Here is a 21,094-nt window from a genome sequence, read left to right as displayed (position 1 = left end):
GACACCGGCCGGCGTACTAGCGAGGTGACGCGAGTACGTCCCGGAGTACGTCCGCGAGGGTGACTCGGGCCAGTTCCTGTCTCAGGGTCTGCTCGATGCCCTCGTAGATGCCCTGCATCGCCGGCTGGATGCCTCGGCCCACCACGCACTCCTGGTCCGGGGTGGTGCGGTGCATCGCGAAGAGCGGGCCGGGTTCCACCGCCTCGTACACGTCGAGCAGGGTCATCGACTCCAGCCCCCGCGCCAGTGACCACCCCGCGCCCACGCCCCGCCGGGACTCCACGAGCCCGGCCCTGCGCAGCTCGCCGAGCAGTCGCCTGATCACCACCGGGTTGGTGTTCGCGCTGGTCGCGATCTGCTCGGAGGTGGCGACCTCGTGGCCCTGGCGCTGATACAGGCCGATCCAGGCCAGCGCGTGGGCCGCGATGGTCAGCCTGCTGTTGGCGCTCATGGATCCCTCTCTCGGCCGTGACGCTTCATGCTACGACCGCCAGTTGTAACAGTTATGGTTGCGACAGCTAGTCGTAACCATTAGCGTTGCGACTGCGGGAGTAGTCGATCAACGAGGTGAGAAGAATGAGCAAGCCACTCACGGGCAAGGTCGCCCTGGTCACCGGCGGGTCGCGCGGACTGGGCGCCGCGACCGTACGGCTGCTGGCCGAGCAGGGCGCCGACGTCGCCTTCACCTACGTCAGCTCCGAGGAGCGGGCGCGGGCCGTCGTGGACGAGGTGCTCGGCAAGGGAGCCAAGGCCGTCGCCTTCCAGGCCGACCAGGCGGACACGAGCCGGGCGCCGGCACTCATCGATGACGTGGTCGCGCACTTCGGCGGGCTGGACATCCTCGTCAACAACGCGGCGATCTCCGTGGAGCAGGGTCGCACGGTGGACGACCCGGACGCCGACACCGCCGCACTGGACCGGATGCACGCCACCAACTACCTCGGCGTGATCGCCGTCATCCGGGCCGCGTCCCGGGTGCTGCGCACGGGCGGCCGCGTCATCACGGTGAGTTCCGGCCTGGGCTCCCGGGTCGGCGCCCCCGGCCTCGCCGACTACGCGGCGACCAAGGCCGGGATCGAGCGGTACACCATGGGCGTCGCCCGCGACCTCGGGCCCCGGAACATCACGGCCAACGTCGTGGAGGCCGGACTGATGGACGGCGGCATGCAGCCGCCGGACCCCGAGACCCTCGACGCCCTGCTGAACTCGCTGGCCCTGCGCCGCATGGGGCACCCCGACGAGATAGCCGCCGCGATCGCCTTCCTGGCGAGCCCCGCCGCGTCGTACGTCACGGGCGCGGTGCTCGACGCCCACGGCGGCTACAACGCCTGAACTTCAGCGGGCCGGGCAGCAGTCGTCGCCGTTCGGCTCGGTCCGGGCGCTCTCGCCGAGGGTGTCGGCGTCGGCCTTGACGACGTAGACCTCCCAGGGCTCCCGGCCGGGGCCGTGCACCCAGACCTTGTCCTGGAGGGCGTAGCAGCAGGAGGTGTCAGGTGATCGACGCCTCCAGGTCGCTGACGCGCAGGGCGAGCTGAGCGCGGGACATGGCGGCCTCCCATCCACTTGGATTGATATCCGTCGATGCAACATTGCGTGCTGGATCGAGGGCTGTCAATATAGACGCATGTCGAAGCAAGAGCTTGTGGTGCTGGAGGGGACCGGCGGAGCCGACGCGTGCCGCCCGGGGCTGCTGACCGCTCCGCTGGAGGAGGAACAGGCCGCCGACCTGGCGAAGGTCTTCAAGGCGCTCGGTGATCCGGTCCGGCTGCGGCTGCTGTCGATGATCGCCTCCAAGGCGGGCGGGGAGGTCTGCGTGTGTGAGCTGACCCCTGCTTTCGACCTGTCGCAGCCGACCATCTCGCACCACCTCAAGCTGTTGCGGCAGGCCGGTCTGATCGACTGCGAGCGGCGGGGGACGTGGGTGTACTACTGGCTGCTGCCGGAGACGACCGATCGCCTCGCGGGCATCCTGTCGCGCCCCGGCGGCACCCCGGCGTCCGACCGTGGCGAGAGGGCGGGTGCCGGATCGTGAGCGCCGCCGCAACCGAACGGGGCGTGGCCGGACGGCTGTCGTTCCTGGACCGCTATCTGGCCGTGTGGATCCTCGCCGCCATGGCCGTGGGCCTCGGCCTCGGCCGTCTGGTCCCGGGGCTCGGCGACGCGCTGGCCACCGTGACGGTGAGCGGGGTGTCCCTGCCGATCGCGCTGGGCCTGCTCGTGATGATGTACCCGGTGCTGGCCAAGGTCCGCTACGACCGGCTCGACACCGTGACGCGGGACCGGCGCCTGCTGCTGCCTTCGCTGCTGCTGAACTGGATCGTCGGCCCGGCCCTCATGTTCGCGCTGGCCTGGCTGTTCCTCGCGGACCTGCCCGAGTACCGCACCGGGCTGATCATCGTCGGTCTCGCCCGCTGCATCGCCATGGTCGTCATCTGGAACGACCTGGCCTGCGGGCACCGGGAAGCGGCGGCCGTCCTGGTGGCGCTCAACTCCGTGTTCCAGGTGATCGCGTTCTCCGCGCTCGGCTGGTTCTACCTCCAGCTCCTGCCCGGCTGGCTCGGCCTGGAACAGACCGGACTCGACGTGTCCGTATGGGAGATCGCCCGCAGCGTGCTGGTCTTCCTCGGCATCCCGCTCGCGGCCGGCTACCTGACCCGCCGCGTCGGCGAGAAGCTCAAGGGCCGTGCCTGGTACGAGGCGGAACTGATCCCGCGCATCGGCCCGTTCGCCCTGTACGGCCTGCTGTTCACGATCGTCGTCCTCTTCGCCCTCCAGGGCGACGCCATCACCGGCCGGCCGCTCGACGTGGCCCGCATCGCGCTGCCGCTGCTGGTCTACTTCGCGCTCATGTGGGCGGGATCCATGCTGCTGGGCAGGGCCGTCGGCCTCGACCACCCGCGGGCCACCACGCTCGCCTTCACCGCCGCGGGCAACAACTTCGAGCTGGCCATCGCCGTGGCCATCGCCACCTTCGGCGCCTCCTCGGGGCAGGCCCTGGCCGGCGTCGTCGGACCGCTCATCGAAGTACCCGTACTGATCGGACTGGTCTACGTCGCCCTGTACGCGCGCCGCTACTTCACCGGCCCGCCCGCCCCCGCACCACAGGAAGAGCCCACCCGTGCCTGACACCCCGCGACAGCCGTCGGTGCTGTTCGTCTGCGTCCACAACGCCGGACGCTCGCAGATGGCCGCCGCCTTCCTCACCCACCTCGCCGGTGACCGCGTCCAGGTGCGCTCCGCCGGTTCCGCCCCCGCCGGCACGGTCAATCCGGCCGTGGTCGAAGCGCTCGCCGAGGTCGGCATCGACATCTCCGCCGAGGTGCCCAAGGTGCTGACCACGGAAGCCGTACAGGCTTCCGACGTCGTCATCACCATGGGCTGCGGCGACACCTGTCCCGTCTTCCCCGGCAAGCGCTACCTCGACTGGCGGCTCCCCGACCCGGCCGGCCAAGGCGTCGACGCTGTCCGCCCCATCCGCGACGAGATCGAAGAACGCGTCCGCGCCCTGATCACCGAGATCGCACCACCGGCCCGCGCGTGACCGGCACTCCGGCCACCACCCCGGTCGGGCTACCGGCCCGGAAGGGCGTTCCGCAGCCGTTCCGGAATCACTGATCGGTCGGGCACTCGTACTGCCGGTCCGGTCCCCAGCGGGTGTGATCATTGCCCGGTGTGAGGTCGAAGGCCCCGCAGACGAGGACGGGTACGGGATTCCCCTTGTCGAAGTGGCGGAGGATGATCATCGGCTTGTTCTGGGGGTCGGCGACACCCTGGACATAGCGGAGGGCTCCGCTCGCTCCTACCCGGTTGACGGCGTCTCCCCCGTTGTAGAGCGTGTTCTGGACGAGTCCACTGGTCACCGTCTGACCGCCGGTGGATACGGTGGAGGCGGCGTCAGCCATGAGGATGATCGCGTCCCGGCCCTGGGCGGCGTGGCCGTCGTTGCGCCACAGATCGTTCTTCCAGGTGTCCGCGTACGCGTTGCTGAAACGGTTGGCAGGCCCGGTACGACGTGCGTCTCCCACGGGCAGGGTGTGCACGGTGTGGTACAGCCGCAGTCGGTCGTCCCCGGGGAATTCACCGGCGAGGGCGGCATTGGTCAGTTCGTTGCCGCCGAGTACGGTCAGGTGGCGGCTGGTGCATGTGGTGCGCTCGCCGAACGCCCGGAGGAACGAGCTGAAGTCCTCGGCTCGTCCCGCCCAGTACAGCAGGGTCCGCTCCTCTTCGCCCAGTCGGCCGCACACGGTTCGGGCGACCCGGGTGATGTCGTCGGTGGTGACGCCCGCGGGCGGCGGCACGGAAGCACCCGCGTTCTGGTCGTAGGCCACGCTGTAGGCACGGGCGCCGGTGAGTCTTTCGAACTTCTCACGGAACTGTTCGCCCAGCTCGTCGCTGTACAGGTCGTTGGAGTCCCGGACCACTACCGCGGCCCGCGCCGTGTGACAGTCGCCGGAGTCGTCCCCGACGATCGCCGCGTGCTGGACGAAGGCGGCCTCCACGTCGGTCTCCCGGCTGTTGACCGGAGAGATGCGATGGACGAACTCGTCGTTGCGGCTGGGAAGCATGGCATTGGCGGTCGAGCTGGTGATGATCACCGGGATCTTCGCGGCCGTCAGCTCGGAGATCGCCTCCCTGCTTTCGCTCCGGCTCTCGGCGAACCCCACCACGCCGATGACGTCCTGGTTCTCGGCGGCTCGGGTGACGATCCGCCGCGCCACATCGGCGGCGTTCTTGAACCGCACGCCCGCGTCCAGCACCTCGACCCTCAGCCAGATCCCGTGGTTCGGATCGCCCTGGGCGCTCCGGTTCGCCTCCCGCTGGCCCATGAAGACACCGCGAAGCTCCGGAAGTCCCGAACCGAACCGCGTGTTGCCACGATTCGCCCCCACGTAGAAGACCGTACGCACGTGCCCGGGGGGCGCCTCCTTGTCAGCCCGGCGGTTCTCCCCGTTGATCAGGTCGCGGGCCTGCGCGTATTCCTCGGGTGAGGCAGGGGACGCGGGGACCTTCGGTGCGGACGCCTCCGGGGGCTCGTCTCCCCCGAGACACGGCGTGGTGCCGTCTCCCCGAGAAGGGGCACCCGTCATCACCAGCCATGCGGTCACAGCCAGCGCGGCGGCCAACGCCGTCAGTTCGACGGCCAGTTCTCCGCCGGGCCGGGCGACCGGCCGGAAGTACGGCACCGGCAAGGGCGGCACCGGCGTCCCGGACGTGGGGAGCGGCTCCGACAGACGCGCCAACTGCCGCTCGGGCGTGCGCTGCGGCCTCCACCGCGCGGCGACATCGGCCAGGCTCTTCGCGCCATCGCCGACGCCCCTCACGCCCGCCACCAGGACGACCGACGCGTAGGGGATCACCCCGCAGGCGTCCTCGTACGCCTTCAGGAAACGGTCGAAGACCTCCCGCTGACCGTTGCCGGCGGGAGGTGACAGCAGCACGACGCACCGGGTCCTCCGCCGCCGGCGGTAGGGCCGCAGCCGCCCGGGACGGTTGGCGTGCCGCAGGTCCGACAGCAGCGCGGCCCACATCGCCCGCTCCATCAGCTCGGCCCTCTCACGGCCCTCGGCGTCGCGCAGGCGACGACGCCAGGCGATGGCCGTGTCGAAGAACCGCCCGGCCTCCGGGTGCGCCTCCCTGCCCCGCGCGAAGGCCCACCAGGGGAACCTCTTCGCCTGGCGCAGCAGCCGCCGGTCGCGGCGGAGCGTCCACAGCCACCGGGGCAGGAAGTAGAACAGCGGTACGGGGAGCAGGATGAAGAGGAAGTCCCGCAGTCCCCGGCCCGCACTGAGGTCCGGCTGCTGTCCTCCGGCCAGCCAGCGCAACGCCATGAGACCTTTGTGACGGTCGCACAGCCTTTCGTACGCGTAGTCGCGGAGCCTGACGGCGGGTTCCCTGGTCCCGTCCTGGCCGGCGTCGGGGTCCCAGTCGAGCAGGCTCTTCAGCAGCGCGACCTCGGGCAGCCGCAGCCGCCCGACGCCGTTCAGCCCGGCTTCTTCCAGCTGGCGGATCACCTCGTCGCACACAGTCCGGTCCGGTCCGGTGACGAGCCGGCCCGGCTCGATCAGCGCGTGCCGGGCCCCTCTGTGCGCGGCATCGGGGCACACGTACCCCGCCAGTTCCCTGATCGCGACGGCAGCGGCATCCGGATCACCTCCCGCGGCACCGTCGTCGCACAGCACCACCGCGGGTAACGCGCCCTGTCGCTCCGTGCGGTGGATCCGCCGGGGCTCGGGCCTCACCGCGGCCTTGAACGCCTCGACGAATCTCGTTCCCTCTTCAGACATGGTCCACCAAGTCCCCCGACATTCAATGGCGTTGGCGGACCATACTCCGTTGTCACCCCGCGCCCAATCCCCCGGAAGGGTCGTACGGGAGTGACCCTTGTCAGATCACATGCGCGAGGAACCGCTCGGCCGTCTCCGCCAGTACCTCGCGGCCGTCCCGTGTCCACAACTCCTCGTTGAACAGCTCCACTTCGATGGGGCCGGTGTAGCCGGCCGACTCGACGTGGCCCTTCCATTCGCGCATGTCGATCGCGCCGTCACCGATCTGCCCGCGGCCGTTGAGGACCCCCTCGGGGAGGGGGGTCGTCCAGTCGGCGAGCTGGAAGGTGTGGATGCGGCCCGCCGCGCCCGCGCGGGCGATCTGGGCGGGGGCCTGGTCGTCCCACCAGACGTGGTACGTGTCCACGGTGACGCCCACCTGGTCCGCCGGGAAGCGTTCGGCCAGGTCCAGGGCCTGGGCGAGCGTGGAGACCACGCAGCGGTCGGCCGCGTACATCGGGTGCAGGGGTTCGATGGCGAGGCGTACGCCGCGTTCGGCCGCGTAGGGGGCCAGGACGGCGAGGGCGTCGGCGATGCGTTCGCGGGCGCCGTGCAGGTCCTTGCTGAACGGCGGCAGGCCGCCGGAGACCAGGACCAGGGTGTCCGTGCCGAGCGCGGCGGCCTCCTCGATGGCCGCGTGGTTGTCGCCCAGCGCCTCCATCCGCTCGACCGGGTCGGTCGCCGTGAGGAAGCCGCCCCGGCACAGGGTCGTCACCGTCAGGCCCGCGTCGCGGACCAGCTTGGCGGTCGCCTCCACGCCGTACGCCTGGACCGGCTCGCGCCACAGGCCCACGTTCGTGATGCCCGACCGGGCGCAGGCGTCGACCAGTTCGGGGAGGGAGAGCTGCTTGACCGTCATCTGGTTGACGGAGAAGCGGGCGAGGTCGGGGTTCATCGGGTCACTCCGTACAGCGACAGCAGGGTCCTCATGCGTTCCTCGGCCAGTTTGGGGTCGGGGAACAGGCCCAGGGTGTCGGCCAGTTCGTAGGCGCGGGCCAGGTGCGGGAGGGAGCGGGCCGACTGGAGGCCGCCGACCATCGCGAAGTGGTCCTGGTGGCCCGCGAGCCAGGCGAGGAGGACCACGCCCGTCTTGTAGAAGCGGGTCGGGGGCTGGAAGAGGTGCCGGGACAGCTCCACCGTGGGGTCCAGCAGGGCCCGGAAGCCCTGGACGTCACCGGTGTCCAGGACCCGTACCGCCTGCGCGGCCAGCGGGCCCAGCGGGTCGAAGATGCCGAGCAGGGCGTGGCTGAAACTTTGGCCGTCGCCCGCGATCAGCTCGGGGTAGTGGAAGTCGTCGCCGGTGTAGCAGCGCACGCCCTGCGGGAGGCGGCGCCTGAGATCGACCTCGCGCCCGGCGTCGAGGAGCGAGATCTTGACGCCGTCGACCTTGTCCGGGTGGGCGGCGATGACCTCCAGGAAGGTGCCGGTGGCCGCGTCCAGGTCGGACGAGCCCCAGTAGCCCTCCAGGGCCGGGTCGAACATCGGGCCCAGCCAGTGCAGGATCACCGGCTCGGCGGCCTGGCGCAGCAGATGGCCGTAGATCTCCAGGTAGTCCTCGGGACCGCGGGCGGTGGCGGCCAGGGCGCGGGAGGCCATGACGATGGCCTGGGCGCCCGTCTCCTCGACCACGGCGAGCTGCTCCTCGTAGGCCGCGCGAATCTCGGTGAGGGTGCCGGCGGCGAGCTGGTCGGTGCCGACGCCGCAGGCGATCCGGCCGCCCACGGCACGGGCCTCCGCCGCGCTGCGCCGGATCAGTTCGGCCGCGCCCGCCCAGTCCAGGCCCATGCCGCGCTGGGCGGTGTCCATCGCCTCGGCGACGCCGAGGCCGTGGGACCACAGGTGGCGGCGGAAGGCGAGGGTGGCGTCCCAGTCGACGGCGGCGGGCGAGTCGGGCGTGACGTCGGCGAAGGGGTCGGCGACGACATGGGCCGCCGAGAAGACCGTACGGGAGGTGAAGGGGGTGCCGGGGGTGAAGGCGAGCGGCTCGGTGCGGGGCTCGTAGGCGCGCAGGGTGCCGTCGGCGGCGGGGAGGCGGAGGGTCACAGCGAGATCTCCGGGACGTCGATGCGGCGGCCCTCGGCGGAGGACCGCAGGCCCAGTTCGGCGAGCTGGACGCCGCGGGCGCCGGCCAGCAGGTCCCAGTGGTAGGGGGCGTCGGCGTACACGTGCTTGAGGAACAGCTCCCACTGGGCCTTGAAGCCGTTGTCGAACTCGGTGTTGTCGGGCACCTCCTGCCACTGGTCGCGGAAGACCTCGGTGGCGGGGATGTCCGGGTTCCACACCGGCTTCGGGGTGGCGCTGCGGTGCTGGACGCGGCAGTTGCGCAGGCCGGCCACGGCCGACCCTTCCGTGCCGTCGACCTGGAACTCCACCAGTTCGTCGCGGTGGACGCGCACGGCCCAGGAGGAGTTGATCTGGGCGACGGCGCCGCCCTCCAGCTCGAAGACGCCGTAGGCGGCGTCGTCGGCGGTGGCGTCGTAGGGCTTGCCCTGCTCGTCCCAGCGCTGCGGGATGTGGGTGGTGGCCAGCGCCTGGACGGACGTCACCCGGCCGAACAGCTCGTGCAGCACGTACTCCCAGTGCGGGAACATGTCGACGACGATGCCGCCGCCGTCCTGGGCGCGGTAGTTCCAGGACGGGCGCTGGGCGGGCTGCCAGTCGCCCTCGAAGACCCAGTAGCCGAACTCGCCGCGCACGGAGAGGATCCGGCCGAAGAAGCCGCCGTCGATGAGGCGCTTCAGCTTCAGCAGGCCCGGCAGGAAGATCTTGTCCTGGACGACTCCGTGCTTGACGCCCTTGTCGTGGGCGAGGCGGGCCAGCCGGAGCGCGCCGTCCAGGCCGGTGGCGGTGGGCTTCTCGGTGTAGATGTGCTTGCCGGCCGCGATCGCCTTGGCGATGGCCTCCTCGCGGGCGGAGGTGACCTGGGCGTCGAAGTAGAGGTCGACGGACGGGTCCGCGAGGACGGCGTCGAGGTCGGTCGAGACGTGGTCGAGGCCGTGCCGGTCGGCGATCTCCCGAAGGGCGTGCTCCCGGCGCCCGAGCAGGATCGGTTCGGGCCACAGCACGGTGCCGTCGCCGAGGTCGAGTCCGCCCTGCTCGCGCAGGGCGAGGATGGACCGGACGAGGTGCTGGCGGTAGCCCATGCGCCCGGTCACGCCGTTCATGGCGATTCGCACCGTCTTGCGTGTCACGTGAGTCCCTTTCGCGGTCCGGTGTAGCAAGCGCTTTCTACAAGGTGAGAAGCTAGCCTCTCGACGTGGTCTGTACAAGACCGCGGCCGAGTTGTTCGAGGGGGCGAACAAGCGGGGGGCCTTGGCCGTAAGGTCGGCTCGGAACCAGGACACAGACCTGGTTGTCTACGAGGGCGTACGACACGACGCGTGACCGGAGGACGACGAGATGACCGTGACCCTGGCGGACGTGGCGGCCCGCGCCCAGGTCTCCCCCGCGACGGTGTCGCGCGTGCTGAACGGCAACTACCCGGTCGCCGCCGCCACCCGGGAGCGGGTGCTGCGGGCGGTGGACGAGCTGGACTACGTCCTCAACGGCCCCGCCAGCGCGCTCGCCGCGGCCACCTCCGACCTGGTCGGCATCCTCGTCAACGACATCGCCGACCCCTTCTTCGGGATCATGGCGAGCGCGATCCAGGGCGAGATCGGCGGGCCGGGCGGGCGCGCGGGCGGGGAGCGGCTGGCGGTCGTCTGCAACACCGGCGGCTCGCCCGAGCGGGAGCTGACCTACCTGACACTGCTCCAGCGGCAGCGGGCCGCGGCCGTGGTGCTGACCGGCGGGGCCGTGGAGGACGCGCCGCACGCGGCGGCGGTGGCGGCCAAGCTGCGCAAGCTCGCGGACGCCGGGACCCGGGTGGTGCTGTGCGGGCGCCCGCCGGCGCCGGACACCGACGCCGTCGCGCTCACCTTCGACAACCGGGGCGGCGCCCGCGCGCTGACCGCCCATCTGCTCGGCCTCGGCCACCGCCGGCTGGGCTACATCGCCGGGCCCGCGGAACGTACGACCACCCGGCACCGCCTGGAGGGCCACCGGGCCGCGCTCGCGGCGGCGGGCGTCGAGGAGGACCCGCGCTGGACGGTGTACGGCCGCTACGACCGCCGGTCCGGCCACGAGGCCACCCTGGAGCTGCTGCGCCGGGATCCGTCCCTGACGGCGATCGTGGCCGCGAACGACTCCGTCGCGCTCGGCGCGTGCGCCGCGCTGCGCGAGTCCGGGCTGCGCATCCCCGAGGACGTCTCGGTGGCCGGCTTCGACGACCTCCCCTTCAGCATCGACGCGGTCCCCTCCCTGACGACGGTCCGCCTGCCTCTCGCGGAGGCGGGCGCCCGCGCGGGCCGCGTCGCCATGGGCCGCGAGGAGCCCCCGCCGGGCGGGATCGCCTCGGTACGGGGGGAGTTGATGGTGCGGGGGTCCACGGGGGTGCCGCGGGCGTCTTGAGGGCGGGCGCGTCACACCGGGGGCCGACAGGGCTTTTCAGGCTGGCGCACGACACCGGGGGTTGGCGACGCGGGTGGCCGCCTGGGCGCCGCGTACGGCGTGGGGCCGGTGCGTGGTTCCCGTAGGTTGCCGGTACGGGGGCGGCTGGGTACCGCGTACGTTCCGAGGCGGGTGCATGACGCCCGTAGGGTGACGGTACGAGAGGCCGCCCGAGCGCCGCGTACCTCCCCAGGCCGGTGCATGACACCCGTAGGGGGACGGCACGAGGGGCCGTCCGGGCGCTCGGGGCATGACATCCGTGGCCAACGGGTACGCAGCGGTCTCATGAAGCTGGCGTTCTCCACTCTCGGTGTCCCCGGGCTGTCCCTCCCGGACGTCCTCTCGCTCGCGACCGCGCACGGCTACCACGGGGTCGAGTTGCGGGCCCACCCGGAGGAACCGGTGCGCTTGGACCTGACCCCCGCCGAACGCGCCGAGGCCGCCGCCCTGTTCCGGTCCGCCGGGGTGGAGGTGGTGGGGCTGGCCGGGTACGCCCGGGTGGCCGCGGCGGGCGAGGACGGGCCCGTACTGGCGGAGATCCGGGAGCTGCTGCGGCTGGCCCACGACCTGGGCGCGCCCTTCGTACGGGTCTTCCCCGGCGCCGCCGCGGACCTCTCCCGCGAAGAGGCGGACGCGATCGCCGCGCGACGGCTCGGAGCGGCCGCCGAGGACGCCGCCGCGCTCGGCGTCCGGATCCTGCTGGAGACGCACGACTCGCACCGCACCGGCGCCGACGCGATCCGGATCCTCGGCCCGGTCGGGCACCGGCACGTGGGCGCGCTGTGGGACGTACTGCACACCTGGCTGGGCGGCGAGCAGCCGGCCGACAGCTACGCCGCCCTCGCCCCGCACCTCGGCTACGTCCAGGTCAAGGACGTCGCCTCGGCCGAGGACACCACCCCGCTGCCGCTCGGCGCCGGGGTAGTGCCGCTCGCCGAGTGCGTGGACGTGCTCACCCGGCGGGACTGGGACGGCTGGCTGTGCTGGGAGTACGAGAAGCGCTGGTACGAGAAGGCGGCGCCGCTCGCCGGGCTGCTGGGCGACGGGCGGGAGTACCTGGCGCGGCTGCTCGGGGAAGCCGCCTGAGCGGGGATATTCGCTGGCGGGCGCCGGGGGCCGCGGTTACCCTCCCCCGGTGACACCGCCGCCCGCGCTCCGCGCCCGCCCCCGCTCATGAGCCTCGCCGGCTCCTTCCTCGACCTGCGGCCGCTGCGCGCCTCGCCCGTCTTCCGGCGGCTGCTGATCGGGCGGACCGTGTCCGTGCTCGGCGGGTTCATGACCATGGTGACGGTCATGTACCAGGTGTGGGACCGGACCCACAGCACCGCCTGGACCGGCGCCGTCGGACTCGCCCAGGCGCTGCCCCTGGTGGGGTTCGGGCTGTTCGCCGGAGCCTGGGCGGACCGGTCCGACCGGCGGCGGGTGTACCTCGCGGCCACCGTCGGGCAGGCGGTCTGCTCCCTCGCACTCGCGGTGCAGGGCTTCACCGGGCACGTCCCGGTGGCCGGGGTGCTGCTGCTGGTCGCGGCGCAGTCGGCGTTCGGCGCGCTCGGCGCCCCGGCCGCCGGGGTGTTCCTGCCCCGCCTGCTGCCGAAGGACCAGGTGGCCGCCGGGCTCGCGCTGCAACAGGTCGCCGGGCAGTCGATGATGCTGCTCGGGCCCGCCCTGGCCGGGGTGCTGCTCGGCTGGTTCGGCATCGGGGTCTGTTATCTGCTGGACGCCCTGAGCTTCGGCCTCGCCTTCTACGGCGCCTTCGGGCTGCCCCCGCTGCCGCCCGAGGGGACGCCCGCCCGGCCGGGGCTGCGCGGCGCGCTGGACGGGCTGCGGTTCCTGGCCGGGCACCGGGCGGTGCGCGGTGCGCTGATCACCGACCTGGCCGCCACCGTGCTGTCGTTCCCGGTGAGCCTGTTCCCGCTGGTCAACGCCGAGCGGTTCGGCGACGAGCCGCGCACCCTCGGGCTGTTCATGTCGGCGCTGGCGGTGGGCGGGGTCGCGGCGACCGCGCTGTCCGGCCCGCTGACCCGGCTCGCCCGGCCGGGCCCGGTGATGCTGTGCGCGTCCGCCGGCTGGGGCGCGGCCCTGGTCCTGTTCGGGCTGTCCACGAGCCCCTGGCTGGGCCTGGCGCTGCTGGTGCTGGCCGGGGCGGCGGACGCCGTGGCGGTGGTCTCCCGGTCCACGATCGTGCAGACCCGCACCCCGGACGCGCTGCTGGGCCGGGTCACCGCGGCCGAGCAGATCGTCGGCCAGGCGGGCCCGAGCCTGGGCAACGTGCGCGGCGGCCTGCTGGCCGGCTGGACCTCCGGCACCACCGCGCTGATCGCCGGCGGCGCGCTGTGCGTCCTGGCGGTGGCCGGGGTGGCCACGACCACCCCGGAACTGCGCGACCGCAAGACGCCCGCCACGGAACCGGTGGCGCCGTGAGCGGTGCGGTACCGGCGGACGTGTCCGTCCGGGTCCCGCCGCGCCGACGACCGGCGGAACACCGTGCGTACCGGCGGTGCCGCGCGTCGCCACCACCCCGGGAATCCCCGGCCGACGGCCCCTTCCTGGTTACTGTGCAGTCCCTTGACGGAAAGAAACTTCCCGGATATTGGTGACTCCTCGGAAGTTTCCTTCAGCGGTTCTCCTCTGGAAGGAGCGCACGTGCCCGACACCAGCACGGGAAGCGACACCGGTACGGGAAGCACGCGAAGAGACACCGCACGGCCGTCCCGGCGCGCCGTGCTCGCCGCGACCGCGGGCCTCACCGCCGCGCTGACGGTCCCGGCGCACGCCGACGCGGCCGACGACGAGCGCCGGCTGCGTGACCTGATCTCCGGCATGACGCTGGAGGAGAAGGTCGGCCAGCTGTTCGTGACGCGGGTCTACGGCCACTCCGCCACCGACCCCGACCAGGCCGACATCGACCTCAACCTGAAGGAACTCGGCGTCCGCACCGCCGCCGAGCTGATCGCGAAGTACCGGGTCGGCGGCGTCATCTACTTCGCCTGGGCGCACAACACCCGCGACCCGCGCCAGATCGCCGCCCTGTCCGACGGCATCCAGCGGGTTTCGCTGGACCAGCCGCGCGGGCTGCCCGTGCTCATCGCCACCGACCAGGAGCACGGCGCGGTGTGCCGGATCGGCAAGCCCGCCACCCTGCTGCCCGGCGCGATGGCGATCGGCGCGGGCCGCTCCCGCTCCGACGCGCGCGCCCTCGGCCGGATCTCCGGCGCCGAGCTGCGCGCGATGGGTGTCCACCAGGACTACGCCCCCGACGCCGACGTGAACGTCAACCCGGCCAACCCGGTGATCGGGGTGCGCTCCTTCGGCGCCGACCCGGACGCGGTCGCCGCGCTGGTCGCCGCCGAGGTGAGGGGCTATCAGTCGGCCGGGGTGGCGGCGAGCGCCAAGCACTTCCCGGGCCACGGGGACACCTCCGTGGACAGCCACTACGGCTTCCCGGTCATCACGCACAGCCGCGAGTTGTGGGAGCGGCTGGACGCCGTGCCGTTCCGGGCCGCGATCCGGGCGGGCGTCGACTCGGTCATGACCGGGCACATCCAGTTCCCGGCCCTGGACGGCTCCGGCGACCCGGCCACCCTGTCCCGGCCGGTGCTGACCGGCATCCTGCGCGAGGAGCTCGGCTACGACGGGGTCGTGATCACCGACTCGCTCGGCATGCAGGGCGTGCGCACCAAGTACGGCGACGACCGGGTGCCGGTGCTGGCCCTGAAGGCGGGCGTGGACCAGTTGCTCAACCCGCCGTCGCTGGACGTGGCGTGGAACGCGGTGCTGACGGCCGTACGGAACGGCGAGCTGACCGAGGACCGGCTCGATGAATCGATCCTGCGCATCCTGCGGCTGAAGGCCCGGCGCGGGGTGCTCGACCACCCGTGGGCCCGCCCGGACCGGATCGGCCGCACGGTGGGCACGAAGGCCCACCTGGCCGCCGCCGACCGCATCGCCGAGCGCACCACCACCCTGCTGGTCAACGAGGACGGCACGCTGCCCTTCGACCACCACCGGGAACGGCGGGTCCTGGTCGTCGGCGCCGACCCGGCCTCCCCGTCCGGCACCACCGGCCCGCCCACCGGTGTGCTGGCCGCCGCCCTCACCGAACTGGGCTTCACCGCGACCGCCCTGTCCACCGGCACCGCGCCCTCCGCCGCGACCGTCGACAAGGCAGTCGCCGCCGCCGGGAACGCGGACGCGGTGGTCGTGGCCACGTACAACGTGACGGCGGGCAGCTCCCAGCGCACCCTGGTCGACCGCCTGCTGGCCACCGGCAGACCGGTGGCCGTGGTGGCGGTCCGCAACCCGTACGACATCGCGCAGCTGCCCGCCGTCCGGGCGTGCCTCGCCACGTACTGCTGGACGGACGTCGAGCTGCGCGCCGCCGCACGGGTGCTGGCCGGGCACGTGGCACCGCGCGGGCGGCTGCCCGTGCCGGTGCGGCGGGCGGACGACCCGGCACGGGAGCTGTACCCGATCGGGCACGGGCTGACGTACTAGCCGGCGACCCGGGGCCGCAGCGCGGGCTCCCGCTCCACGTCCCGCACGTCCAGCCGCGCGTCGTAGCGGGCCAGCGGCTTGGCCCGGTCCACGGCGGTCTGCGGCAGGCCCGCCCAGGCCAGGATGCGGGCGGTGGCGAGGCTCTTCTCGTCCGGGGCCAGACCGGCCACGTTGGCGCCGTGGTTCATGCCGGGCGCGGTGAACACGTAGGAGTCACGGGCGCCCGCGCCGGGCCGGAAGCGCTCCGAGCCCCAGGGGTCGTTCTGGCCGTAGACGAAGAGCATGTGCGTGGCGTGGTGCCGCACCCAGGTGTCCACGTCCCGCATCGCCCACGGCTGGAACCGCATCGGGATGGAGCGGGGCACGTAATTCCGGGGCGGCTGGTAGCCGTAGCGGATCAGCTCGCGGTCGATGCCGGGGAAGTGGATGGTGGGGGCGCCCAGCTGGGTGCCGGCCTGGTAGTAGTACGGGGTGTACGGGTCCAGTCCCTGGTCGGTGTAGGCGTCGAAGCCGGAGACGGTGTCGAGCGAGGTCCACAGCGCGTCGTCGCCCGCCGTGGCCGCCGGGATCGTGTCGCAGTCCTCGAGCAGGCCGTACTGCCAGAAGCCCCAGGCGTAGTCCAGGACGACCGCCTCGTAGGCCCGGTCCAGGCCGCCGATGGTGTCGAAGGTGAAGCCCTTGGCGGCGGCGTACTCGGCGTACTTCTTCTCCAGGCGCTCGCGGCGCACCAGTGCCTCGCGCTGGACGGCGGTCAGCCGGTCCCGGCACTCCTTGGTGCCGACGCGGGCGAAGAAGCGGTCGTAGGCGGAGTCCTCGTCGTTCACCACGTCGTTGGGGGCGACGTAGGCGATGACGCCGTCCATGTCACCCGGGTAGAACCGCTCGTAGTAGGTGGCCGTCATGCCGCCCTTGGAGGCGCCGGTGGCCAGCCAGTTGGCGGGGTAGACGGCCTTCAGCGCCCGGAACACGCGGTGCTGGTCGCTCGCTGCCTGCCAGATGTCGAGCTTGGACCAGTCGGCCGGGGCGGGGCGCGAGGGGGTGAAGAACCGGTACTCCAGGGAGACCTGGTTGCCGTCCACGATCTGGGTGGGCTCGCGGCGCGAGGGCTTGGTGGAGACGCCGTAGCCGCCGGTGTAGAAGACGGTGGGACGGCTCACGTCCTTGTGCAGTACGGTGATCCGCTGCTGGAAGGTGCCCCGGTCGGGGTGGCGGTGGTCGACCGGCTGGGTGAAGTTCAGGACGAAGTAGCGGTAGCCGGGGTACGGCTTCTCCTCGATCAGGCTCGTGCCGGGTATCGCCAGGAGCCGGTCCTTGATGTCGGTGGGCTCGTCACCGGCGGCGGTGGCCGCCCCGGCCGCCGTGCTCAGCGTGCCGATGAGCACCGTGAGCGCGAGCAGCCATCTGAGCGCCTTGCGCATGCGCACTCTCCCCTGTGAGACAGATGTGCGCCGGAAACTATCCCAGCAAGTGCCGCCCCACCAGAGGACGTTCGCCCGGTCGCCGGGCCGCCCCTGCTCAGCGGGTCAGCACAGGATCCAGCCGGAGCTGACCGAGGAGCGGCCCACCGCGCCCTTGATCCACACGCAGCGGTGCCCGGCGTGCACGGTCACCGGGCCGGCCCGGCGGGTGTAGCGGCCCGCGTCGACGACCGGCCGGTTGCCGCGCGCCTGCACGCTGACCGACATGGTGCGCACGGGGCCGGGGGTGCGCGGGACAGTGATGGCACAGACGTAGCCGTCGCGCTTGTAGACGTGGGTGACACCCGTCTTGAACGGCAGGGTCCGCACCTCGCGCCCGGCGCAGCCGCCGGACGCGGCCTGCGCGGTCCCGGTCGCCGTCAGCGCGAGCGCGCCGGACGCGGCGAGCACGGCCGCGCCGAGGGCCAGCCGTCGGCGTATCGCACCACTGTCCACTTCGTCCTCCCCGTACCCGGTCACACTCCCCCGTCTCCGTACTGATGTACGGACGCACGCGTATGCCGGATGGTTGCACGATCGTCAGCCAAACGAGTCGGCGGGGGCCTCAGCGGGCCGCGCCGACCGGCTCCTCCGGCTCCGGGCGGCCGACGAAGGTCCGCCACAGCTCGGCGTACCGGCCGCCGCGGGCCAGCAGCTCCTCGTGGGTGCCGTCCTCGGCGACCGCGCCGCGGTCCATCACCACGACCCGGTCCGCGCGGGCCGCGGTGGTCAGCCGGTGCGCCACCACCAGCGTGGTACGACGGCCCGCCAGCCGGTCGGTGGCCCGGTTGACCTGGGCCTCGGTGGCCAGGTCCAGGGCGGCCGTGGCCTCGTCCAGCAGCAGGATGTCCGGGTCGACCAGCTCGGCGCGGGCCAGGGCGATCAGCTGGCGCTGGCCCGCCGAGAGGTTCCGGCCGCGCTCGGCCACCTGGTGCAGATAGCCGCCGGGCAGCCGGGCGATCATCTCGTGCGCGCCGACCGCCCGGGCCGCCGCCTCCACCTCGGCGTCGGTGGCGTCGGGCCGGCCGTAGGCGATGGCGTCGCGGACGGTCCCCGGGAAGAGGTACGCCTCCTGCGGCACCACGCCGAGCCGGTGCCGGTACGAGGTGAGGTCCAGGGCGCGCAGGTCCGTGCCGTCCACCGTGACCCGTCCGCCGGTCGGGTCGTAGAACCGCGCGACCAGCTTGACCAGGGTCGACTTGCCGGCGCCGGTCTCGCCGACGAAGGCGACCGTCTGCCCGGCCGGGATCGTCAGGTCGATGCCGGTGAGGGCCTCCTCCTCGTCGCCGTAGGCGAACCGGACGCCCTCGAAGGCGATGTCGCCGCGCAGCGAGAGCACCTCCAGCGGGGCGTCGGCGGTCTGCGTGGACGTCGGCTCGCGCAGCAGCTCCTGGATGCGGCCCAGCGAGACCGTGGCCTGCTGGTAGCCGTCGAAGACCTGGGAGAGCTGCTGGACGGGCGCGAAGAACAGGTCGATGTAGAGCAGGTAGGCCACCAGGGCGCCGGTGGTCAGCGTGGCCGCCTCCACCCGGCCCGCGCCCGCGATCAGCACGGCCGCCGCCGCGACCGACGACAGCAGCTGCACGAACGGGAAGTAGACCGATATCAGCCACTGGCCGTGGACGCGGGCGCGCCGGTAGTCGGCGCTGCGCTCGGCGAACCGCCGGCCGCCGTCCCGCTCCCGCCGGAATGCCTGCACGATCCGCAGTCCGGCCACCGTCTCCTGGAGGTCGGCGTTGACCGCCGAGACGCGCTCGCGGGCCAGCTCGTACGCCTTCACGCTGGCCCGGCGGAAGAAGAAGGTGGCCACGGCCAGCGGGGGCAAGGTGGCGAAGACGACCAGCGCGAGCCGCACGTCGAGGACGAGCAGGGCGACCATGATGCCGAAGAAGGTGACGACCGAGACGAACGCGGTGACCAGGCCCGTCTGGAGGAAGGTCGACAGGGCGTCGACGTCCGTGGTCATCCGCGTCATGATGCGGCCGGTCAGCTCGCGCTCGTAGTAGTCCAGGCCGAGCCGCTGGAGCTGCGCGAAGATCTTCAGCCGCAGGGTGTAGAGCACCCGCTCGCCGGTGCGCCCGGTGGTCCGCGTCTCGGCGATCTGCGCGGCCCACTGCACCAGCACGGTCAGCAGGGCGAGCAGGGACGCCGACCACACCGCGCCGATCGCCATCCGGGTCACGCCGGAGTCGATGCCGTGCCGGATCAGCACCGGCAGCAGCAGGCCCGCGCCCGCGTCCACGGCGACCAGCGCCAGGCTGACCAGCAGCGGCGGCCAGAAGCCGCGCAGCAGGCGGCGCAGCCCGTAGGACTCCTCGGGCAGCGTCGCGCGGCCCTCGTCGATGTCCGGGGTGTCGGTGGCCGGGGGCAGCGCCTCGACCTGGGCGAGCAGCTCCGGGGTGGCCGGGGAGCCGGACAGCGCCTCATCCTTCGGTTCGCGGTCGCCGGTCCACAGCCGGGGGGTGACGCCCCGCTCGGCGTCGAACTCGGCGTCCAGCTCGTCGCGGACGGAGGTGTCCTCGGCGGGCGTGGCCGGGTGGGCGTGGCCCGGGGAGACGCCGCCCAGCTCGTCCGGGTCGGTGAGCAGCCGGCGGTAGAGGGCCGAGCGCTCCTGGAGCTCGTCGTGGGTGCCGAGGTCGGCGAGCCGGCCGCCGTCCAGCACGGCGATGCGGTCGGCGAGGTTCAGGGTGGAGCGGCGGTGGGCGATGAGCAGGGTGGTACGGCCCCGCATCACCTGGCCCAGCGCCTCGTGGATCTCGTGCTCCACGCGGGCGTCGACGGCCGAGGTGGCGTCGTCCAGGACCAGCAGGCGGGGGTCGGTGAGCAGGGCGCGGGCGAGCGCGAGGCGCTGGCGCTGGCCGCCGGAGAGGGTGAGGCCGTGTTCGCCGACCTTGGTGTCGTAGCCGTCGGGCAGCTCGCTGATGAAACGGTCCGCCTGGGCGGCGCGGGCGGCGGCCTCGATCTCCTCGTCGGTGGCGTCGGGGCGGCCGTAGGCGATGTTGGCGCGGACGGTGTCGGAGAAGAGGAACGAATCTTCGGGGACGAGTCCGATCGCGGCCCGCAGCGAGTCCAGGGTCAGCTCGCGCACGTCGTGGCCGCCGATCAGGACGGCGCCCCGGTGGACGTCGTAGAAGCGCGGCAGGAGCAGCGAGAGGGTGGACTTGCCGGAGCCCGAGGAGCCGACGACGGCGAGGGTCTCGCCGGGCCGGATCTCGAAGCTGATCCCCTCCAGGACCGGGCGCTCGTCGTCGTAGCCGAAGCTCACGTCGTCGAACTCGACGGTCGCGGGCGCGTCGGCGGGCAGTTCCTTGGTGCCGTCCTTCAGGGCCGGCTCGGTGTCGATCAGCTCCAGCACGCGTTCGGTGCCGGCGCGGGCCTGCTGGCCGACCGTGAGCACCATGGCGAGCATCCGGACCGGGCCGACCAGCTGGGCCAGGTAGGTGGAGAAGGCCACGAAGGTGCCGAGCGTGATGTGGCCGTGCACGGCGAGCCAGCCGCCGAGGGCCAGCATGGCGACCTGGCCGAGCGCCGGGACGGCCTGGAGGGCCGGGGTGTACCGGCTGTTCAGGCGGATCGTGCGCAGCCGGCCCGCGAACAGCCGGCGGCCGACCTCGCGGAGCTTGTTGGTCTCCTGCTCCTCCTGCCCGAAGCCCTTCACCACGCGCACGCCGCCGACCGCGCCGTCGACCACGCCGGCCACGGCGGCGGCCTGCGCCTGGGCGTACCAGGTGGCCGGGTGCAGCCGGGTGCGGCTGCGCCGGGCGATCCAGCCGAGGGCGGGGGCGACGGCGAGGGCGACCAGGGTGAGCGGCAGCGACAGCCACGCCATGATCACCAGGGACATCAGGAAGAGCAGGACGTTCCCGATGGTCATCGGGAGCATGAACAGCAGACCCTGGATCAGCTGCAGGTCGCTGGTGGCGCGGCCGACGACCTGCCCGGTGGACAGCTCGTCCTGACGGCGGCCGTCCAGCCGGGTGATCGTGCCGTACATCTCGGTCCGCAGGTCGTGCTGGACGTCCAGAGCGAGCCGGCCGCCGTAGTAGCGGCGTATGTAGGTGAGGGCGTAGACGAGGACGGCGGCGCCTATGAGGGCGCCGGCCCAGGGGGCCATGGCGCGGCTGTGGTCGCCTATCACGTCGTCGATGATCACCTTGGTGATCAGGGGGACGACGGCCATCACCGCCATGCCGGCGAGGGAGGAGCCGAGGGCCAGGACGACGTCCTTCGGATACCGCCAGGCGTACCCCGCCAGCCGCCGCGCCCATCCCCGTTCCGCTGCCACGCCGGTACCTTCCGCTCGCCCTGCTTTACCGGAAGGCGTCAACGCGG

General features: G+C 72.7%; 16 protein-coding genes and 1 pseudogene. 8 read left to right on the top strand and 9 right to left on the bottom strand.

What is annotated here, in order from left to right; genetic code table 11:
• Positions 1–16: 16 nt before the first annotated feature.
• The gene (locus ACSURM_RS23515; RefSeq protein ID WP_436957700.1) at positions 17–451 is read right to left on the bottom strand and encodes an Rrf2 family transcriptional regulator; all 435 of its coding nucleotides are present in this window, start codon (positions 449–451) and stop codon (positions 17–19) included.
• A 125-nt stretch (positions 452–576) separates the two neighbouring features.
• On the opposite strand from ACSURM_RS23515, the gene ACSURM_RS23510 reads away from it, so the two are divergent.
• Entirely contained in the window at positions 577–1,332 is a 756-nt protein-coding gene (locus ACSURM_RS23510) for an SDR family NAD(P)-dependent oxidoreductase (RefSeq protein WP_436957698.1), read from the top strand.
• A gap of 3 nt (positions 1,333–1,335) precedes the next feature.
• Here the strand turns inward: ACSURM_RS23510 and ACSURM_RS23505 are convergent.
• Positions 1,336–1,491: pseudogene (locus tag ACSURM_RS23505) on the bottom strand (glyoxalase/bleomycin resistance/dioxygenase family protein); the annotation flags it as partial.
• A gap of 133 nt (positions 1,492–1,624) precedes the next feature.
• On the opposite strand from ACSURM_RS23505, the gene ACSURM_RS23500 reads away from it, so the two are divergent.
• Genes ACSURM_RS23500 through ACSURM_RS23490 form a run of 3 tightly spaced genes read left to right on the top strand, consistent with a single transcriptional unit; the run spans position 1,625 to position 3,541 of the window.
• Entirely contained in the window at positions 1,625–2,032 is a 408-nt protein-coding gene (locus tag ACSURM_RS23500; protein WP_436957696.1) for an ArsR/SmtB family transcription factor, read from the top strand.
• On the top strand, positions 2,029–3,126 hold the full coding sequence (arsB, locus tag ACSURM_RS23495; protein WP_436957694.1) for an ACR3 family arsenite efflux transporter: 1,098 nt from the start codon (positions 2,029–2,031) through the stop codon (positions 3,124–3,126). Before ACSURM_RS23500 ends, arsB begins: the two co-directional genes overlap by 4 nt.
• Entirely contained in the window at positions 3,119–3,541 is a 423-nt protein-coding gene (locus ACSURM_RS23490) for an arsenate reductase ArsC (protein ID WP_436957692.1), read from the top strand. Before arsB ends, ACSURM_RS23490 begins: the two co-directional genes overlap by 8 nt.
• Positions 3,542–3,608: 67 nt before the next feature.
• On the opposite strand, the gene ACSURM_RS23485 is transcribed toward ACSURM_RS23490, so the two are convergent.
• The 4 genes from ACSURM_RS23485 to ACSURM_RS23470 all read right to left on the bottom strand — a co-directional run bounded on the left by ACSURM_RS23485 (position 3,609) and on the right by ACSURM_RS23470 (position 9,514).
• Complete coding sequence (locus ACSURM_RS23485) at positions 3,609–6,284, bottom strand: hypothetical protein (RefSeq protein WP_436957690.1); 2,676 nt, start codon at positions 6,282–6,284, stop codon at positions 3,609–3,611.
• Positions 6,285–6,384: 100 nt separating this feature from the next.
• Positions 6,385–7,218 carry a sugar phosphate isomerase/epimerase family protein gene (locus ACSURM_RS23480; RefSeq protein ID WP_436957688.1) on the bottom strand — a complete coding sequence of 278 codons (834 nt, stop codon included), beginning with the start codon at positions 7,216–7,218 and terminating at the stop codon, positions 6,385–6,387.
• On the bottom strand, positions 7,215–8,366 hold the full coding sequence (locus ACSURM_RS23475; protein WP_436957686.1) for a dihydrodipicolinate synthase family protein: 1,152 nt from the start codon (positions 8,364–8,366) through the stop codon (positions 7,215–7,217). Before ACSURM_RS23475 ends, ACSURM_RS23480 begins: the two co-directional genes overlap by 4 nt.
• Positions 8,363–9,514 carry a Gfo/Idh/MocA family protein gene (locus tag ACSURM_RS23470; protein WP_436957684.1) on the bottom strand — a complete coding sequence of 384 codons (1,152 nt, stop codon included), beginning with the start codon at positions 9,512–9,514 and terminating at the stop codon, positions 8,363–8,365. Before ACSURM_RS23470 ends, ACSURM_RS23475 begins: the two co-directional genes overlap by 4 nt.
• Positions 9,515–9,722: 208 nt before the next feature.
• Between ACSURM_RS23470 and ACSURM_RS23465 the strand changes: the two genes are divergently transcribed.
• From ACSURM_RS23465 to ACSURM_RS23450, 4 genes are all read left to right on the top strand, one after another.
• A complete protein-coding gene (locus ACSURM_RS23465) occupies positions 9,723–10,772 on the top strand; it encodes a LacI family DNA-binding transcriptional regulator (protein WP_436957682.1) in 1,050 nt (349 codons plus the stop codon).
• Between the two features lie 324 nt (positions 10,773–11,096).
• On the top strand, positions 11,097–11,897 hold the full coding sequence (locus tag ACSURM_RS23460; RefSeq protein WP_436957681.1) for a sugar phosphate isomerase/epimerase family protein: 801 nt from the start codon (positions 11,097–11,099) through the stop codon (positions 11,895–11,897).
• Positions 11,898–11,984: 87 nt separating this feature from the next.
• Positions 11,985–13,232 carry an MFS transporter gene (locus tag ACSURM_RS23455; RefSeq protein WP_436957679.1) on the top strand — a complete coding sequence of 416 codons (1,248 nt, stop codon included), beginning with the start codon at positions 11,985–11,987 and terminating at the stop codon, positions 13,230–13,232.
• Positions 13,233–13,454: 222 nt separating this feature from the next.
• Positions 13,455–15,305, top strand: coding sequence for a glycoside hydrolase family 3 protein (locus ACSURM_RS23450; protein ID WP_436957677.1), 1,851 nt, complete (start codon positions 13,455–13,457; stop codon positions 15,303–15,305).
• On the opposite strand, the gene ACSURM_RS23445 is transcribed toward ACSURM_RS23450, so the two are convergent.
• The 3 genes from ACSURM_RS23445 to ACSURM_RS23435 form a co-directional block, all read right to left on the bottom strand.
• Complete coding sequence (locus tag ACSURM_RS23445) at positions 15,302–16,723, bottom strand: S28 family serine protease (protein ID WP_436957675.1); 1,422 nt, start codon at positions 16,721–16,723, stop codon at positions 15,302–15,304. The genes ACSURM_RS23450 and ACSURM_RS23445 overlap by 4 nt on opposite strands.
• Positions 16,724–16,828: 105 nt before the next feature.
• Complete coding sequence (locus ACSURM_RS23440) at positions 16,829–17,218, bottom strand: hypothetical protein (RefSeq protein WP_436957674.1); 390 nt, start codon at positions 17,216–17,218, stop codon at positions 16,829–16,831.
• Between the two features lie 109 nt (positions 17,219–17,327).
• A complete protein-coding gene (locus ACSURM_RS23435) occupies positions 17,328–21,047 on the bottom strand; it encodes an ABC transporter ATP-binding protein (RefSeq protein ID WP_436957672.1) in 3,720 nt (1,239 codons plus the stop codon).
• Between the last annotated feature and the right edge of the window lie 47 nt (positions 21,048–21,094).

The sequence above is a fragment of the Streptomyces sp. SudanB182_2057 genome, assembly GCF_964272715.1.
In the GTDB taxonomy this organism is placed as follows: Bacteria; Actinomycetota; Actinomycetes; order Streptomycetales; family Streptomycetaceae; genus Streptomyces; species Streptomyces rubradiris.
This window is presented reverse-complemented; position numbering and strand designations above follow the sequence as displayed.